The organism is Barnesiella sp. An55, assembly GCF_002161555.1.
Classification (GTDB): Bacteria; Bacteroidota; Bacteroidia; order Bacteroidales; family Barnesiellaceae; genus Barnesiella; species Barnesiella merdipullorum.
The window spans coordinates 205739-221187 of sequence record NZ_NFHZ01000002.1 but is presented as its reverse complement, the minus strand read 5'-3'; the positions used below and the strand labels follow the sequence as shown (position 1 = coordinate 221187).

The 15449-nt window shown below is 56.1% G+C and carries 11 protein-coding genes and 1 tRNA gene; 6 read left to right on the top strand and 6 right to left on the bottom strand.

Annotated features, from left to right (window positions below; translation table 11 throughout):
• Positions 1-13 precede the first annotated feature (13 nt).
• Both B5G10_RS02205 and B5G10_RS02200 read right to left on the bottom strand, forming a co-directional pair.
• Positions 14-2329, bottom strand: a complete 2316-nt coding sequence (locus B5G10_RS02205; RefSeq protein ID WP_087423133.1) for a BamA/TamA family outer membrane protein — start codon at positions 2327-2329, stop codon at positions 14-16.
• Positions 2326-7047: a translocation/assembly module TamB domain-containing protein gene (locus B5G10_RS02200; protein ID WP_087423132.1), complete on the bottom strand. Its 4722-nt coding sequence runs from the start codon at positions 7045-7047 to the stop codon at positions 2326-2328. Before B5G10_RS02200 ends, B5G10_RS02205 begins: the two co-directional genes overlap by 4 nt.
• Before the next feature lie 131 nt (positions 7048-7178).
• Here B5G10_RS02200 and B5G10_RS02195 point away from each other — a divergent pair, with 131 nt between their 5' ends.
• Positions 7179-7646 carry a PepSY-like domain-containing protein gene (locus tag B5G10_RS02195; RefSeq protein WP_087423131.1) on the top strand — a complete coding sequence of 156 codons (468 nt, stop codon included), beginning with the start codon at positions 7179-7181 and terminating at the stop codon, positions 7644-7646.
• Positions 7647-7649: 3 nt separating this feature from the next.
• On the opposite strand, the gene B5G10_RS02190 is transcribed toward B5G10_RS02195, so the two are convergent.
• Complete coding sequence (locus B5G10_RS02190) at positions 7650-8933, bottom strand: DUF5103 domain-containing protein (protein WP_087423130.1); 1284 nt, start codon at positions 8931-8933, stop codon at positions 7650-7652.
• Positions 8934-9076: 143 nt separating this feature from the next.
• Here B5G10_RS02190 and B5G10_RS02185 point away from each other — a divergent pair, with 143 nt between their 5' ends.
• Complete coding sequence (locus tag B5G10_RS02185; protein ID WP_087423129.1) at positions 9077-10279, top strand: C1 family peptidase; 1203 nt, start codon at positions 9077-9079, stop codon at positions 10277-10279.
• A 4-nt stretch (positions 10280-10283) separates the two neighbouring features.
• Entirely contained in the window at positions 10284-11018 is a 735-nt protein-coding gene (locus B5G10_RS02180; protein ID WP_087423128.1) for a hypothetical protein, read from the top strand.
• Here the strand turns inward: B5G10_RS02180 and B5G10_RS02175 are convergent.
• The 3 genes from B5G10_RS02175 to ung are packed head-to-tail and all read right to left on the bottom strand — an operon-like array spanning position 11009 to position 13251.
• On the bottom strand, positions 11009-12061 hold the full coding sequence (locus B5G10_RS02175; protein WP_087423127.1) for an acyltransferase family protein: 1053 nt from the start codon (positions 12059-12061) through the stop codon (positions 11009-11011). The genes B5G10_RS02180 and B5G10_RS02175 overlap by 10 nt on opposite strands.
• Positions 12062-12067: 6 nt before the next feature.
• Positions 12068-12544: a C-GCAxxG-C-C family protein gene (locus B5G10_RS02170; RefSeq protein WP_087423126.1), complete on the bottom strand. Its 477-nt coding sequence runs from the start codon at positions 12542-12544 to the stop codon at positions 12068-12070.
• A gap of 44 nt (positions 12545-12588) precedes the next feature.
• On the bottom strand, positions 12589-13251 hold the full coding sequence (gene ung / locus B5G10_RS02165) for a uracil-DNA glycosylase (protein ID WP_087423125.1): 663 nt from the start codon (positions 13249-13251) through the stop codon (positions 12589-12591).
• A 122-nt stretch (positions 13252-13373) separates the two neighbouring features.
• Between ung and B5G10_RS02160 the strand changes: the two genes are divergently transcribed.
• The 3 genes from B5G10_RS02160 to B5G10_RS02150 all read left to right on the top strand — a co-directional run bounded on the left by B5G10_RS02160 (position 13374) and on the right by B5G10_RS02150 (position 15352).
• Positions 13374-13445, top strand: a tRNA-Arg gene (locus tag B5G10_RS02160).
• Positions 13446-13520: 75 nt separating this feature from the next.
• Positions 13521-14177, top strand: coding sequence for an HAD family hydrolase (locus B5G10_RS02155; RefSeq protein WP_087423124.1), 657 nt, complete (start codon positions 13521-13523; stop codon positions 14175-14177).
• A gap of 2 nt (positions 14178-14179) precedes the next feature.
• Entirely contained in the window at positions 14180-15352 is a 1173-nt protein-coding gene (locus B5G10_RS02150; protein WP_087423123.1) for a Xaa-Pro peptidase family protein, read from the top strand.
• The last annotated feature ends 97 nt before the right edge of the window (positions 15353-15449 follow it).

Sequence of the window (15449 nt, the reverse complement as noted above, 5' to 3'; positions counted from 1 at the left end):
GCTGCCGTGACCTTTAGAAGGGATAGCCAATGGCCAGGTGGAAGGCCAGACTGTTCTTGAACGAAGTCATGTTGTAGTATCCCTTGCGACCCGTGTCGTAGGGAGCGTGGATGCCTATACCCAGGTCGCCGCGCAACACCAGCATGCCGATGTCGTAGCGCAGCCCCACGCCGGTGCCCAGGGCAATGTCTTTGAAGAAGGTGCGACCGTCGAGTTCGCCGCCGGGGCGGTTAGGGTCGCGCTTCAGCAGCCAAATGTTACCGGCATCGACAAAGGCGGCCCCGTGCAGGTCGCCCCAGATGGGGAAGCGATATTCGAGGTTGGCCTCGAGTTTGAAGGTTCCCGTCTGGTCGAAGTAGCCGTCAATATCGTCCTGGGGTGGCAGGTAGCTGCCCGGGCCCAGCGAACGGATGGTGAAGGCGCGTATGCTGTTGGCGCCACCTATGTAGAATTGCTCGCTGTACGGCACCTCCTGGGAGTTGCCGTAGGCATGTTCGGCCCCCACGAATACACGGCCCACCAGCCAGTGGTCGGGGCGGAAGCGATGGTAATAGACCATCTCGGCACTCCCCTTGACAAACTGGGAGAAACTGCTGCCGAAAATGCGTTTCTCGCCCTTCTGTCCCAGCAGCGAAGTGATGCCGCTCAGGATATTACCGGCCGACATACCCATCAGCTGCCATACGAAACGGTTATCGACCTCGCGACCGTAGGAGGTATCGTAGGTATAGGTGTAGCTCGACGAGGGGATGAACTGGTCGCGGAAACTGAGGGCAATGGCGGGATTCTCCTCCATCGTCTTGTCGAACGACTCGGTGGTGTTGAGCAGTTTGGTATAGACCAGCTTGAACGGGGTGACCGAGTGGCCGGCCCGCAGCGAGGTGCGGTACTCGTAACTCATCGACCCGTTGAACGATACCATGCGGAAGTAGTGCGGCCGGTTCATGAGGTTGGCTCCCAACTGGAACCGGGTGAAGGCGGGATAGCGGCGGGTACGGGGCATCTGCGGCAGGAATCCCGGCACGATGCGGGGATAGGAGAGCGACGAGTTGAGGCCGAACTCATAGGAGTTGAAGAGCGAGGCTTTGCCGTGTTGCGAGCCTCCGCCCGTTTGCCATTCGTAGCTGCCGTTGAGTTTTACCGACAGCTTCTCGCCCCCACCGAAGAGGTTGTTGTGGTTGATACCCAGGATGAGTCCCGGTCCTATGTAACTGTTCGACTTGGACGACACGTTGGCCTCGATGGTAGCCTCGAGCGGCACATCGAAGGTGGCCTGTATGGTCACGTCGAGCGAATCGCGTTGCGCGAGCGAGTCGAGCGGGGTCACCTCGACATTCACCGAGCGGAATATGCCCAGCCGTCCCAGGTTCGACTGGGTGGTATTCTGGGTCGTCACCGAGTAGATGCTGCCCGGCCTGAAGGTGATGTTGCGGGGCAGGATCCATTGCTTCAGGTGGATGGGCTTGAAATAAGACACCGTCATGTGGGGATACCGGATGGTATCGGGGGTGCCTCCACGTGTAGCCGGGTTGAGCTGCACGTTGATGTGCCCCACATAGTAGGGCTTGAGCGCTTGTGCGGGGATACCCTTCTTGAGAGTCATGCGCAGGGCCACCTTGCCGGGCGAGAGGGTGGTGTCGGCCAGATACTCGATATACTCGGGGCGGAAGTAGAAATAACCGTTGTCGCGCAGGGCACTGGTGATGCGGTTGCGTTCGGCCGAGAGAGAATCGAGGCAGTAGCGGTCGCCCCGTTGCAGCAGGGTGGCGGTGTTGATGCTGTCGATAAAGCGGGTGATGGGGGTGGTGGGTGCCGGCAGTTCGACGGTGTCGAGGGTATAGGCCGGCGGCACCTCTATCTTATAGGAGATGCGGGCTTTGCGGGGATTGCGCTTGTTGTAGATGAGCTCATAGTTAGCCTCGGCCCCAAAGTAGCCGTTGTTGGCCAGGATATCCTTGATGACACTCATGCGCAGCTCGGGCTGTACGCTCGAGACGAGTACCGGTTCTTTGGCCAACTTCTCATAAATCCAGTGTTTCAACCCCTTGTCGCTTTTGGGCTCCAGGTAGTTCCACACCCATAGCCCGATGGGAAAGGGGGTGCGCACATAGGGCGAAAAGAGGGGATTGTTGGGCGCCACCGAGAGGGTGCTCTTGACCTCGGACTTCACGTTGTCGGCAATCTTCACCCCCGAGTCGGGGATGATCTCTATCTTCTTCACGCCCGTGTAGAGTACCTCGTCGTCGGTGAGGCGCCGGGTGGTGGAGCAGCCGATGAAGATTACTGTCGCAACGAGGGCGACCAGACCGTATGCTATTCTCTTTTTCATGGGGCAGCCTCCTTTCGTTGTTTGCGGGAGCGGAAGAGTTCCCAAAGATTGCTCAGCCGTTTCTTCACGACGAAGCCTACGCCGGTTTGGGTGATTTCGCCCTCGAGAATACTCTCGTAGCCGGTGTGACGGAATACCTTGACGTACATGTTGTCGCGCTGGTTGAGGTAATACTCCAGCGAAATGTCGTCGATAAAGTTCTCTTTGAAGTTGACGTCGGCGTTGTCGTCGGGGCTGAGGCTACCGCCGATGACCACCTTCACCCGGTTGTTGAAGAGGCTCTTGGCCGCCCGGTAGGAGTAGTCGGTGCGGGTGTTGATGCCCGACGCATCGGTGTAGGAGTCGATACCAAACGAGAGGTCGATGCCCTTCAGCCCCTGGGCCCACTGGTTGAGCTCTTTTTCGAGGAACGAGTTGAGCGGGTTGCCCAGCAGGTCCGACCGCGTGGTCGAGGTACCGGGGCCGGTGTAGGTGTTGTAGATGAGCAGACTCATGGCTTGCGAGGCCCGTTGCTCGGCGGTGAGCGAGGTGAGCTGGTTTTGCAGGGTGAGGTCTTCGGGAGCCGAGAGGTCGAACGATACCGAGAGGTTCTCGAGCGTGTTTTGAATGATGATGCTGATGTCGAAGTTGACCTGACGCGAGTTCTTGTCGTCCTCGGTAATGGTGGTGCGCACCGTCTCGACGGCGGTAATCGACATCTGGGGGTCGGCGATATTGCCGTTCCACGAGACGAAGCTGCCGTCTTGTATCTTGAAGAGTTTCTCCGAGATGATGGGCGGGTTGTAGCGCACGAATCCTCCCGAGAGGTTGTAACGGCCCGAGAAGCGGCTGTCGCCCAGGGCGTTCATGGTGTAGGTGAGGTTGCCGCCGCCTTCGAGGTCGATGCGGTTCTTCCCGTCGGGCGAGAGGTTTACCCCCATCTTGACGGTGGGCGATATGTTGATGTTGACCTGGATGTCCATGCCCAACATGCTGCTCTGGGGCAGGGTGTCGCTCTCGGTCACCTCGGTGCTGTCGTTGAACGAGACGAAGGTGACGATGTTGTTCTCCTGCTGTTGCAGGGCAAACGGCGAGTCCTGCATCACATAGGTGACCTCGGTGCCGGTGAGCAGACCCACGTTGCCGCCAATCTTCAAGGCGTCGAGCGGGCCGTTTACCCGCATGTTCAGGTCGGCGATGACCGAGCCATAGACTGTGGCTTTGGAACTGCGGGCCGCCTTCACGGGCTGGAAGGCCGACGCGAAAATGTGCAGGTCGGTATTGATTTTTCCGAAATCCTTGAAGTCGATTTGCCCGTCGATGTGCAGCGGGTTTTTGTTGGCTCCGGTAATCTGGTAGTCGTCGAACCGCAATACGTTTTTCTCGACGCGTATGGGGGTAGCGGGGAAGTTGAGGCTTGCCCCCATCGACTTGGAGTTGGCCGCCGCTCCCTCCATTTGCAGGTATCCGTCGAGCAGGGGGGCCGAGGTGCTGCCCCCTATCTGCATCTGTCCGTTGAGGTATCCTTGCAGCTGGGCCATCCCGGCGGGAAGGAAGGGGTTGGCTGTGGCCAGGGGCAGGCGGTCGATATTCATGCGGAGCGAAACGGGCGAATCGGCCTTGTCGTCGAGCAGTCCCGACAGGGTCAGTACCGATACGCTGTCGATTTGCAGGGCGGCCTTCGCCTCCTGTCGTCCGAGCGAGTCGAGCTGGTAATTCACCTTCAGGTCAAAGTCGCCCACCCGTTGCTTGCCATAGTAGAACTGCGATATACCCACGTTGCCGGCCACTTCGGTGCCGCCTTGCGGGAGTTTGACCAGCAGGTTGGCCGACACACTGCCGGCAATTTGCGGCGAGAAGGGCGACAGGGCCAGCCAGGGAGCAATCTCCATGCCGTTGATATCGACCTTGAGCGGCTCTTGTCGATCCAGGTCGTGGCCGGTCTCGTCGTGCAGCGTGGTGACGATGAGGTGCCGGTCGCCGTGGGTGAGGGCGATGTCGGCATCGAAGTGGTTGCTGTAATAGTATGAGAAGAAGTTGTTGGGGTTCAGCGACCAGGTCTCGAAGCCGATGATGGGGTTCTTGGGAAAGAATGACACCTGCACGAGCGAGTCGAGGAAATTGGCCTGGCAACCGATGCGGAATCCTTCTTGTCCCTGCCGGTTCTTCTGTACGCAGAAGAGTTTGGTGGTGTTGCCCGACAGGAATCCGTTGAGAACGACCGAGGCCAGCTGGTCGAGGTTGCCGGGTTTGTTGCCCACCTGGAGTGAATAGTAGAGCCGTTCTTCCCGTTCGTGCCGCTCGAAGAGCGAGAGTTGCAGGGTGTCAATCACAATACCGCCGGTCGAGAAACGATCGACCTGACTCGTGGCGTTGAGCAGCGAGTCGTTGCGGGCGGTGAGGGCGAACTGGTTGAATCCCATGCCCATGCCTTTGAGATATTGTTGCACGGGGTTGTTGCGCTTGGCGCTGACGTTGAGGTCGAACGGGGGCAGGGCCTGGTGCAGGGCTTCCATGTCGAGTCGCTTCTTCTCCTGCACCGAGGCGAGGATGGGCATTGCCTGGTCGAGTTTCTCGAGAAACGGGGTGAGACCTGTTGACGAGGTAAAGCGCATGGCCAGGTCGCCGCTTTGGAGAGAGGCCTGGATGTGGGTCGAGTCGGTCTCGGCCGCCAGCGACAGGTCGCTGGTTTGCACATGGGCTGTAGGTAACAGGGCAGACAGTTTGTCGAGTTGCAGCGAGGCTTGGTATAAATCGTTGTCGGGTTCTACCCGTCCCGAAAGCGAGAGTGATGTCGATATCTGGCAGGTCTCGGGGGTAAACTTCAGGGCTTGGAGGTCGGTGTGAATATCGCCCGAGAGGGCAAAGAGATACCTCTGCGGCAGGAGCGAGGCCGACAGGCTGAGCCCCGTCAGCAGATTGGGGTCGGTACAGGCGATGTATCCTGTAGCCCGGCCTCGGTTGAGGTGGGCATCGACCGTCATTCCCGAGTAGCAGTACCCGGCATATTGGGCCGTGTCGATGGCCAGGTGGGCTGTCAACCGGGCCAGCGAGTCGAGCGGGTTGTATCGCTCTCCGTCGATTTGTGCCGATGCCGAGAGCAGACCCAGCGAATCGTGGGGAAGAAAGTGGTGGAGGGGGAAGCGGTCGATATTCAGCCGTCCCCGATATTGTTGCTGCCGGGTGTCGAGCCGGGCCCGCAGCGAGATGGCCCCTTCGCCGGTCTCTATCCGGGCTTGCGACCGGACAATGGGTCCGGCAAGGCTGGCCCTGCCCGAAAATCGGGTGGGTGGCAGGTAGAGGCGGTTGCGCAGCGAGTCGGGCATGAGGTGGGCGATGAGGGGCGACTCTCTGAGGGCGATGCCCCATTGCAGGTCACCGGCCAGACGCTCGGTGTCGGGTAGATTCTGCACACGGCCGGTGGTGCGGGCGGTCAGAGTCCCGGGCAGAGTCAGGTCGCCCTGGGTGAGGTGCAGGTCGTTCAGTGTACCGTCCATGGCCAGGTCGGATTGCAGGGTGGTCGAGAGGAGCAGTCCTCGGGTATAGGGGCTGTATTGGGGGAAGAGCCCGACGAGGTCGCCCACGGCGATGCGGGCGTGCAGTTGGGCTTTGATGGGGGTTTGAGGCGATTGGGCCAAGATGCCGCTCCCGGCTTCGAGTTGGGCTGATATCTCCGACAGGGAGGTCTGCAACAGAAAGTCGTGCAGAGCGATTCTCGTCGAGTCCATCGTAAAGAGTCCCTGGGTGTGAATCACGGCCAGTCCCGAGCGCTCGACAAAGGCCAACTGCCGGATGGGTACCCGTATCGCACTACCCTGGTTGTAGAGCGAGTCGATAGCTATCTCTATCCCGCTGAGCGAGAGGTAGCCGGGGTCGAGTCCCTTTTGCGGGATCTTTGTCGGCAGGGCATAGAGGGCGCTGTTCTGGTGCAGTCGCAGGCGGTAAACCTGCACGGTCCAGGGGGACGATGCGGTTGTGTCGGCGGGTGCCTCCTCGGTTGTGTCGCCGGCAGTCTCGCCGCTGCCCGGGTAGTAGCGGTAGTCGCCCCGGTCGATGGTCGCCTCGGCTACCTCGACCCGTTGGTGGTAGAGGTCTATGTGGCCCTCTTGCAGGGTAGCCTTTTCAATAGAGGCGTCGAGTTGCTCGATGAGGGGACTCATCTGCATGTTGAAGTGGATTTGCGACAGCTCTATTTGGCCCACGGCGATGCGCCAGTCGAGGGGTTCGCTTGAGGTTTCGGTCGTATCGGGCGATTGGCCCAGGATGTCGAGGGTGATATCGCCCCCTCGCAGTTGGCTCGAGGGGAGCTCGATGCTCGAGTTCTTCAGGTCGATGCGGGCCTGCCGGGTGGCAAACTGCTCGACTCGGGCCGAGAAGGTGAGGGTCGAATCGGCACTCGTGAAGCTGAATCGGCTGCCCTGCAGGGCAATCTCGTTTACCTGTACTTCGCCTCTCAATAGTCGGGCCGGAGCAATGCCTACCTGAACCTTTGCGCTTTGCAACAGAGTGTCGCCGGGCGAGGTGAGCAGCAGGATGTCGTCGATTTGCAGTTTGAAGGGAAAGCGCAGCGAGAGTTCCCCGATAGAGAGTTGCATGCCGGTCGATTGGTTCACATAGCGGCATATCTCGGTTTTCCCCCAGCGCTGCACGGCGGGAATATAGATGCACAGTGGCAGGACCAACAGCAGCGCTAAAAGCGAGGCGAGGGAGATGGCGATATATTTTAGCGCTCGTTTCATGAGGGAGGAATCTTTTTTCAGCTTTTTCGGTACACCATATTTAACGATATTCCCGGGATTGGCATATAAACATTGGCTCGAAGGAATTTGTTTTGGGGATATACCGAAAACCTAAAAACCGAGGTAAATATATGAAAAATTATTTGTATCTGATCGTTTTGTTCTCGATGATTGCATTGGGTATAGGGCCGGGGCGGGGCGAAAACAAAACGGGCGATCGCAAAATCTCACTGTCGGAGCTTCCCCAACCGGCCCGACTATTGCTCAAAACCTATTTCCCGGGAGCCCGGGTGTTGCAGTGTGTACATTCGCGCACGTGGGACGAGTATGGGGTGAAGGTTTCGGGTGGTTACGAACTGGGGTTTGACCGCAAAGGCCATTGGGAGGAGATTGGCTCGGGCGACCGACCGCTCTCGTCCGAGCTGGTGAAGTTGCTTCCCGCTGCGGTAACCGAGTATCTCAATCAACACTATCCCGGAGCCAGGGTCGAAAGCATGGAGCAGCGCAAGAATATCTATAAACTCACGCTCGCCTCTCCCCAAACGCATCTCTATTTTGCCAAGTCGGGCGAGTTTGTCAAGGCCAGGATGGACGATTGACGTTTAGCGTCCCGAGTAGCACATGCCAAAGCCGATGAGCTTGTCGTAGCGTTCGCTTTGCGGGCGGTGATATACCTTCACCAGGTATTCGTTGACGGTTTGGTAGTAGTTGCCCTCGATGGGTGCAGCCGTGGCCGAGCTGGCCCCGTCGGGGAGGAACACATATTGGTAGTTGTAGGAACCCTGTTTCAAGAACAGGGTTTTCTCATATTGGCCCGACTGCGGGTTATACACCATCTCGTTGGAGGGGGTATAGAGGTGGTTGGTGAGGTCGCCGTCGATATAGACCTTGCCCCCCGATATGGGGTCGGAGTCGAGGGTAAAGTGTACCACGAAGTAGTCGGCCTCGGTATCGCTGTCGTTGGCCCCGCTCTGCCGGATGACAAAGCGTCCGTTTTGAGTCTTGTCGTAGAGGTAGCTCGTCTCGGCCCGGGGTTCCGACGTGGTCAATACCACATGGTAATAGGGATCGAAGTGGTAAATGTTTTTGACACCCAGTCCGGCATAGCGGGTGGCTACCATCTCGAACCGGCGGAACTCGTTGCCGGCCTCGAAGATGAGGTTGCGGTCGTGATCAAAGATGACCTGGCTGCCCTGTACCCGCAGGGGGCGGGTTACAATCACCTCCTGGTCGCGGCGGCTGTTGGGGGTGACGCTCACTTTCAACTCGGTATAGGGATTCTGTATGCGGTAGTTGTTGGCGTTGAGAGTGACGCTCACCTGCTGGTGCTCCCGGTTGTAGTCGATGTCGGTGCGCGAGGTCACGCTGGGAGCTACCAGGATATCGTTTTCATAGACCGAGAAACACACTTGCAGCAAGATGTGCTCGGGTTCGTTCTCGGGATAGACCAGCAGCACATAGTTGCCCGATACCTTGAACTGTACATCCTCGTTGGGGAGGGTGAGGCTGTAATGCACATAGTGGGCAAAGGTGGCCATCGAGAAATCGAAATTATCGATGGAGTTGGTGTTGAAGCCGTCGAGGTATTCGAGTTCCGACAGGGCAGAAGGGCGCCAGTCGGCATTGCAGTGGACGATGGAGTATTGCAGGTAGGAGGCCTCCTCGGTCATCTCGTCGAACGAAATAGTGATATGTTCGTTGCTGTTCAATTCGATGATGGGCGGGAAGAGGTCACGCCCCTCGACCTCGGTGCGCAGGGTCCTGAATCGGTCGGAGAAAGCGCGGGTTTCGTAGGGTTGGTTCGGCAGGTTTTGGCCCCATGAGGCCAGCGGGCACGACAAAAAGGCCACGGTTACCAGCGAGTAGAGTATGTGCGTTAGTTTCATAAAGTGTCGGATTGAAAGTTCTTAGTTGCAAATATACGAAATTTCATGCCGGTTTCCTAATAACTGTTACACAAACGACCACTTTGTCGCGTCATATGAAAATAATATCTATATTTGTGGGCTGTTTTTAATTAAAGACCTATATGAATTGTAGATATTTAACTATCGCTTGTGCATTGTCCGTAGCCTCGGTGTGCGCCTGGGCTGGAGAGAATGAGAAAGATTCCGTAGGGTATCAGTTTACCGTTACGAAAGAGTTGAAAACCAATCCTGTGAAGGATCAGAGCCGGTCGGGGACGTGCTGGAGTTTCTCCACGCTGTCGTTTATCGAGGACGATCTTTTGCGTCAGGGAAAGCCTGCCGTCGATTTGTCCGAGATGTTTGTCGTGCGCAACGACTATATTGAGAAAGCCATCAAATATGTGCGCATGCACGGCGACATTGCCTTCTCGGCAGGCGGTAGTGCCTATGACGTACTCTATATCATCGACAAATACGGCATTGTGCCCGAGGAGGTTTACACCGGTCTGAACTACGGGACCGACAAGCATCAGCACGGCGAGCTCGATGCCATACTCAAAGGCTATGTCGATGCCATTATCGCCAATCCCAACAAGAAACTTTCGACGGCCTGGCTCGACGGCTTCAAGGCTGTGCTCGATACCTACCTGGGTAAGGTGCCCGAGAAGTTTACCTACAACGGGGTGGAATACACGCCCAAGTCGTTTGCCGAGTCGCTGGGCATCAAGTCGAGCGATTATATTCCGTTGACTTCGTTTACACACCACGAGTTCTACAAACCGTTTGCCATCGAGGTGCCCGACAACTGGTTGTGGTCGCAATACTACAATATCCCGCTCAACGAGCTCATGGAGACTATCGACTATGCCATCGACAAGGGCTACACGGTGATGTGGGCATCGGATGTGAGCGAGAAGGGATTCCAGTATCTCAAGGGTTTTGCCGTTGTACCGGTTGAGAAGAAGAACGACAATCTCTCGGGCACCGAGTTGGCTCGTTGGGTGAAACTGTCGAAAGCCGAGAAAGAGGGCGAACTCTATAAATTCGAAGCTCCCGAAGAGGAGATGGTTATCGACCAGAAGATACGCCAGGAGGCGTTTGACAACTACGAGACGACCGACGACCACGGCATGGTGTTCGTGGGAACGGCAGTCGATCAGAACGGCACGAAATACTACAAGGTGAAAAACTCGTGGGGGACCGAGCAGATTTATGGCGGATTCTTCTATGCCTCCGAGGCATTTGTCAAGTACAAAACCATGAATATCCTCGTGCGTAAGGATGCTGTTCCCTCCAAGATATTGAAGAAACTGCATCTGGAGTAAAAGTATGAAGCGGCGCTTGGGTGCCGCTTTTCTATTGCTCTTGTGCCTGCCGCTATTGACAATCCCCCTGTGTAACGACAAGGTGGTGGAGCATTATATCAATAAGATATGGTTGCACCGTACCAATACGATAGAAAAGCTGCACGAGTTTGAAGAGGAGTATAAAAATTTTGAGTGCGACGTGCTGTTTGTGCCCGAATTGGCCGATTTCAGAATCGGCCACGATACCCCTTCGTCCGAATCGCTGAAACTCTATCTCGATTTTCTGGGCGCGAATCCCGACCGCGAATTGTGGATTGATTTGAAAAACTTGACCGAGGCCAACTGCCTGAAGGCCGAGTCGCTCTTGACCAAGATGTTGGCGCAATCGGGAGCCTATAAAGATCAACTCATAGTCGAGTCGCGCGACTGGAAAGCCCTGCGGCATTTCACTCAGGAGGGGTATTATACCTCGTGTTACCTCGACATCCCTCATCTCAACGAGATGGACGATCAGGAACGTGCAGCCCGGCTCGACTCGGTGCAGCAGATAGCTCGCAGCGGAGCCGTCGAGGCCATTTCGTTCCCGGCATCGTATTATGTATTTTTGAGAGATCTTGACTTCCACGTCGATATGCTCACCTGGGAGCATCGTCGGTGGGCGTGGCAATTACCCTTCTTTTCTCGTTCGAGGGCTATCCTTAAGGATGGTCGGGTGAAGGTAGTACTGGTCAAGGAGAAGGGCCATTATCACCAGTGAACTCGCTTGTAGAACGAGGTTAATAACCACCTATAAATCCAGGCAATTGCCAGGCAAAGAACCAGATAGAGCAGGCCCGACCATTCGGCGGGGAGCGCCTGGGTGTAAAAGAGTACCCGATCACGCACAAAACTGTGGGTAATAAACAGAGCTGCCGACAGTCCGCCCAACCACAAGGTAACTTTCGCGGCAATCCCTTTTTGGAACAACGGTAGCACGGCAATGACGGGAATCAATGCCAGCACCGGACTGAATACCCACAGATAGGGATTGAAGAGGCTGCACACAAAGAGCAGACATCCCGGCACGAGCCATCGCCACGACAACCGCAGGGGGTGTCGGGCCGCGAGCATCCCGAAGCAGAACACGGGCAGCCATCCCACAAAATTATAGCGGAAGGCAAAGACCCAGCGGTCGAGCCCCAGTCCCTGTAAGACGAGAAGCAACGTCCATGCTGCGGCCGAGGCTATCCACAATGTGCGGTCGGTAGCTCGCCGCAAAAACAGCACATAGACCACATAGAGCTGGAAGGCCATCCCGAAGTACCACCACGGACCGGCGAGAATAAAGCGGTCGGCCAGACCGTTTGCCGTGAAGGTGAGCATGAACAGTATGTCGGTCCATATCTTTTGATTATCCAGATATTGATAGGTAAAGTGGGGGTGACCCGAGTAGCGGTCGAGCAGGAGCAGTAGGGTTATGGGAATAATCCATTTCCATAACTGGATGGCCCGGTGCAATAGAATACGCCACCACACGTCGGGGCTTTGTTCGTAGCGTTTGCACAGTCCGTATCCGCTCACGAATACAAAAATAGAGACACCGTAGTGCCCCAGAAACGAGAAGAGCGACAGCAGAATGGTGCGCACATTACACGATAACATGGCATCGGCAAATCGCGATACATTCTCGGGAATGTATTTGAACTCGCACTCGGGCGGGAATTCGGGAAATGTGTGGAAAAAGTTGTGCAGGATGATGAGTAAGATGCCTATGCCTTTTAGAATTAGAGAATCGTTGCGTGAATATTGTAAATAGGACATAATTGATTAATTGTTTTTATTCTCTTCGTTGAGCTTCTCCCCAATCAATCGGGCAGCCGAGGCTACATAGTCGGCACAAGGCCGGCGCTTGTAGTAGGCTTCGGTGCGGGCTTCGGGAGTTGGGACGTCGCTTTTGTGGTCGAGGCCCAGCAGTTCACGGCAAATAATCGAGCCGTTGAGTGCCTTTGATTTTTCGGCCAGCTCCTGTACTGTGGCATAGACGATTTTTCGTTTGGCCAGGTCGGACGGGACATCGTTCTTATAATACAGGCCGGCAATCATAAACATGCCGCTTACGGCGCCGCATACTTCGCGCAGCCGTCCCATGCCTCCGCCCAACGGAGCGCTTATCGAGGCGGCCAAAGAGGGGTCGAGATTAAACAGATCGCTGTAAGCCAGCACCACCGATTGTGCACAATTATAACCCTCGTGAAACAGTTGGCGTGCCTTTTCGGCTCTTTGTTCTACATCTATCTTTTCCATATGCCTGTATCGTGTATTGAATGATTATTTGCTAAATCATGAGTTTACCATTGGATCGGTTCTATCCCGTGAGCCACCAGGTATTGGTTGGTCTTACTGAAGTGATGGTTCCCAAAGAATCCCCGGTGTGCCGATAGGGGCGAGGGGTGAGGCGATTGCAGCACCAGATGCCGGTTGCGGTCGATGAACTCGCCCTTGCGTTGGGCATAGGCTCCCCACAGGATAAAGACAAGGTGCTCGCGCTCCTCGGCCAGTTTGTGTATGACGGCGTCGGTAAAGGTCTCCCATCCTTTGCCCTGGTGCGAAGCGGCGCGATGAGCCTCGACCGTGAGTGTGGCGTTGAGCAACAGCACTCCTTGCCGGGCCCAGCGGGTGAGATTCCCGCTTTTGGGAACGGGAATACCCAAGTCACTCTCAATCTCCTTGAAAATGTTTTGCAGCGATGGTGGGAAGGGAATCTGGTCATTGACCGAGAAGCAGAGTCCGTGGGCCTGATTGGGTTCGTGATAAGGGTCCTGCCCCAGGATGACTACTTTTACCCGATCGAAGGGACAGGCATCGAATGCGGCGAAAATCTGACTGCCGGGAGGATAGACCGTCTTGGTGGCATACTCGTGCCGCACGAAGTCGGTCAGCTTTTCGAAATAGGGCTTGTCAAACTCCGGCTGCAACCGTTGTTGCCAGCTGGATTCGATGCGAACATACATAATCTTTGTGTGAGATTTTAACCGTAATTGTTTGCAAAGCTACAAATATTTCTTACTTTTGCCACGCAATTGGGAATAGTTTCTCACCAAGGTGGCGAAATTTTTCCCGATTTCGTTTAGCGGCACCCGTAGTTCAATGGATAGAATAAAGGATTCCGGTTCCTTCGATTGGGGTTCGACTCCCCACGGGTGTACAAAGGCGTTCCAAGAGGGGGGATACCCCGCGAGGAACGCTTTTTTATTACTGATAAAATCCATACCTTTGCGGCATGAAAAATAGACAGATCGATTGGAGCCGTACCGATGCACTCATTTTTGATATGGACGGCACTTTGTGGGATGCGGTCGATACCTATGCCCGCATCTGGAACGAAGTCTTTTTGCGGGCTGGCCGGGAGGTTCACGTTACCCGCGAGACCCTCATTGGCTACATAGGCAAGCCCATTCCCCGCATTGTGGAAAACCTTTTCCCCGATATTACCCCCGACGAGGCCGAGCGATTCTCTACTGAGTTGGCCCGTGAGGAGCCCACGTTGCTGGCCCGTTACGGAGGCTCTCCCTATCCGGGTGTGGTCGAGGGGTTGGAGCGGCTGTCGCACAAGTACAAACTCTTTCTGGTGAGCAATTGCGACAGTCACACCCTGCCGGTGTTTATGAACTGCATAGGCATCACCCCTTATATTACCGATGGGGTGGCCTTTGGCAATACCCATAAGCCCAAGGGCGACAACATGTTGCTGCTCAAGGAGAAATACCACCTGCAACAACCTCTCTACATGGGCGATATCGAGGCCGACGGGCAGGAGACCCACCGGGTGGGACTGCCTTTTGTATATGCCCGCTACGGTTTTGGCCAGACCGACGACTATGAACTGGCCTTCGATTCATTCATCGATTTTACCGAATTCTTCTTAAATTGTAAATAGTTATGTTCTCGAGTGAATTTCATGCCGAGATTTTGCGGCGTAGCGAAAAAATTCAGGCAGGTTTGAAGACCGTTGGGGCCGATGCTGCTTTGATTCACACGAATGTCAATCTCTATTACACGTCGGGTCGGGTGTTCAACGGTTACACCTACATCCCGGTAGAGGGTGAGCCGCACTACTTCGTGCGACGTCCCGTGGGGCTGAAAGGCGATACCGTGCACTACATTCACAAGCCCGAGCAGATACCGGCCCTGCTCCCCGAGCTGGGCCTGGCACAGCCACGGCGTATTGCGCTGGAGTGGGATGCTCCGCATGGCGACTATGTGCGGCTGGCGGCTCTCTTCCCCGACGCCGAGGTGGTGAACGCATCGGCCGTGATGCGCGGGGTGCGTGCGGTGAAAACCGAGTATGAGCTGGCCCGGTTGCGGGAGTCGGCCGTGAAACATGCCGAGGTCTATCACCGCATCGAGTCGGTCTATCGCGATGGCATGACCGATATCGAGCTGCAAATCGAAATCGAGCGTCTGTTGCGTCTGCATGGAAACCTGGGCCTCTTCCGCATCAACGGGCAGAGTATGGAGATTTTCATGGGCAATGTGCTGTGTGGCGATAATGCCGACACCCCTACACCCTACGACTTTGCTATGGGCGGTGCCGGTATGGACTGTTCGATTCCGGTGGGAGCCAACGGCACACTCATGCGTCCGGGTATGGCTGTGATGGTCGATATGTGCGGTAACTTTACCGGCTACATGACCGATATGACCCGGGTCTATTCGATTGGGCAGTTGCCCGAGAAAGCTCTCGAGGCCCATCGTTGCTCTATCGAGATACACCGTGAGTTGAGTCGCATGGGCAAGCCGGGTGTGGCTACGGCCGACCTCTATCACCGGGCTGTCGAGATGGCTCGCGAGGCTGGATTTGACGACTACTTCATGGGGCACAGCCAGAAGGCCGGCTTCATAGGTCATGGTGTGGGTCTCGAGGTGAACGAGGCACCGGTGCTGGCACCTCGTTCGAAAGAGGTGTTGGCCGAGAACCAGGTTATCGCCCTGGAGCCCAAGTTTGTCATTCCGCATGTGGGTGCCGTGGGTATCGAGGATACCTATGTGGTTACCCCCAATGGACTGCAGGCAATTACCAACGCACCGGTCGATATCGCACAGCTTTTCTGATATCCCGACTCTCGGCGACAGGCATACAATCCCCATTCGGCGGGCCAGGTGGCTATAGCTCCCTGGCCCGCTTTTTCTTTTGATAAACGGGGGTTTA

Bases quoted from the DNA above. Each gene is read 5' to 3' on its own strand.
- B5G10_RS02195 (WP_087423131.1), top strand. From the start codon at position 7,179: ATGAAAAATTATTTGTATCTGATCGTTTTGTTCTCGATGATTGCATTG.
- B5G10_RS02185 (WP_087423129.1), top strand. From the start codon at position 9,077: ATGAATTGTAGATATTTAACTATCGCTTGTGCATTGTCCGTAGCCTCG.
- B5G10_RS02180 (WP_087423128.1), top strand. From the start codon at position 10,284: ATGAAGCGGCGCTTGGGTGCCGCTTTTCTATTGCTCTTGTGCCTGCCG.
- B5G10_RS02155 (WP_087423124.1), top strand. From the start codon at position 13,521: ATGAAAAATAGACAGATCGATTGGAGCCGTACCGATGCACTCATTTTT.
- B5G10_RS02150 (WP_087423123.1), top strand. From the start codon at position 14,180: ATGTTCTCGAGTGAATTTCATGCCGAGATTTTGCGGCGTAGCGAAAAA.
- B5G10_RS02190 (WP_087423130.1), bottom strand. From the start codon at position 8,933: ATGAAACTAACGCACATACTCTACTCGCTGGTAACCGTGGCCTTTTTG.
- ung (WP_087423125.1), bottom strand. From the start codon at position 13,251: ATGTATGTTCGCATCGAATCCAGCTGGCAACAACGGTTGCAGCCGGAG.
- B5G10_RS02205 (WP_087423133.1), bottom strand. From the start codon at position 2,329: ATGAAAAAGAGAATAGCATACGGTCTGGTCGCCCTCGTTGCGACAGTA.
- B5G10_RS02200 (WP_087423132.1), bottom strand. From the start codon at position 7,047: ATGAAACGAGCGCTAAAATATATCGCCATCTCCCTCGCCTCGCTTTTA.
- B5G10_RS02170 (WP_087423126.1), bottom strand. From the start codon at position 12,544: ATGGAAAAGATAGATGTAGAACAAAGAGCCGAAAAGGCACGCCAACTG.
- B5G10_RS02175 (WP_087423127.1), bottom strand. From the start codon at position 12,061: ATGTCCTATTTACAATATTCACGCAACGATTCTCTAATTCTAAAAGGC.